We start from the raw sequence: 1,328 nt of genomic DNA on the forward strand, positions 1-1,328 counted from the left end.
GGGCCGGTGCGGCTGGCCGGGGTGAAGGTGCCCATCGGGCCCGGCCCACGCGTCGCCGACGCCCGCGCGGCCGCCGTGAAGGCGCCGCCGCCGGAGACCGGCCTGGTCGCGAACTGGTCCCGGCCGCGCCCCGGCGTGGGCGGCGCCGACCCGGCCGTACCCCCGCTGCCGCCGCAAGCGCCGGAGACGGCGGCGGGCTGGCGGCCCTGGCGGTTCCGGATGTCCAACGACGTGTGGGGCACCCCGTCCGTGGCCGGGGACCTCGTCTACGTCACCTCCTTCGAGGTGCACGCCCTGGACGTGGCCACCGGGCGCCGCCGCTTCAAGACGCGGGACGTGGCCTGGTCCATGGCGGTCGCGGACGGCCGTGTCCACGCCTCCGACGGGCCCACCCTGTTCGCGCTGGACGCCCGCGAGGGCACCGACCTGTGGCGGGTGTCCACGGACGCCTGGGTGTACTCGCTGCACGCCGACCGCGGCACGGTCGTCACCGGCACCCGCGGCGGCGGGGTGCAGGCGTGGGAGGCGGCGTCCGGGCACAGACTGTGGGAGATCTCCGGCTGCCAGACCGACTTCGAGTCACCCGAGGCCGGCCCCGCCGTGCACGACGGCACGGTCTACGTCTGGCAGGACGCCCGGCTGCGCGCCCTGGAGGCCCGCACCGGCGACGAGCGCTGGTCGTACCCGATCGGCGACGCGGCCTCCTGCGGCGGGGTGCCGGTACGGGTCACCCCGGCGCCGGACGGCCAGGTGTACGTCAGCGCGGGCAGCCGGGTCCTGGCCGTGGAGGTGTCGACCGGCCGGGTGCGCTGGCACTTCGAGGCACCTGCGGTGTTCCTGTCGCCGCCCGCCTTCGTGCCGGGCCCGGCGGTCACCGGCGGCGGGGTCTACCTCGCCGACTACCTCGGCACCGTGTACGCCCTGGACGCCGCCGACGGCCGCGACCGCTGGCGCATCGCCACCGAGGCCCGCTCCTCGGTCGAACCGGTGCTGGTGGCGGCCGGCCATGTGCACGTCGGCAGCGGCAAGGGCCTCTACACGCTGGACGCGGTCACGGGCACGCCCAAGTGGCGCTTCCAGGCGGGCGGTGACGTGGTGGGCGCCCCCTCGGTGGCCGAGGGACGCATCCACTTCGGCTCCACCGACCACCTGCTGTACACCCTGAAGGCCGACGACGGCCGGCTGCGCTGGAAGCTCGCCACCGGCGGCGAGATCACCGGCTCCCCGGTGGTCAAGGACGGCGTGGTGTACGCGTGCAGCAAGGACCGGTGCGTGTACGCGCTGGACGCGGAGAAGGGCACCGGGACGGCCCGTACGACCTGAGGGGT

General features: G+C 76.1%; 1 protein-coding gene. It reads left to right on the plus strand.

Going from position 1 to position 1,328, the window contains the following annotated elements:
- The coding region (locus tag ACFWN1_RS33310; RefSeq protein WP_384370515.1) for a PQQ-binding-like beta-propeller repeat protein at positions 1-1,323 on the plus strand (1,323 nt) is incomplete at its 5' end.
- Positions 1,324-1,328: the final 5 nt, after the last annotated feature.

The organism is Streptomyces sp. NPDC058459 (assembly GCF_042721685.1).
Taxonomy (GTDB): Bacteria; Actinomycetota; Actinomycetes; order Streptomycetales; family Streptomycetaceae; genus Streptomyces.